The following is a 242-nucleotide window of genomic DNA, read 5'->3' on the forward strand; positions in this document are numbered from 1 at the left end:
GCGTTACCCACTATCTATATTGATTTGGTCGGTGAGCGACTTGCGCTGCCGGGCTTTATCTTGCGTCAAGGTCGTATTCGCGGCAAAATCGTGAATTTAGCAAACAGCCCAAGTCAGCTTATTATCAGTGCTGAAGGCTTAGATGCTGGCGGGCAAAGCTTCAAAAGCGTTAATGCGTCTTTTAATGGTACTGAGCAGGCACATGTGGTCGATCTCAATGTCGCTAACGAGCAGCTCGATAT

The 242-nt window shown here is 47.9% G+C and carries 1 protein-coding gene; it reads left to right on the plus strand.

Annotated elements, in window-relative coordinates:
- The coding region (locus AAEZ18_RS19500; RefSeq protein WP_352256099.1) for a hypothetical protein at nucleotides 1-242 on the plus strand (242 nt) is incomplete at both ends.

Source organism: Pseudoalteromonas sp. 19-MNA-CIBAN-0066, assembly GCF_040308705.1.
Lineage (GTDB): Bacteria > Pseudomonadota > Gammaproteobacteria > Enterobacterales > Alteromonadaceae > Pseudoalteromonas > Pseudoalteromonas nigrifaciens.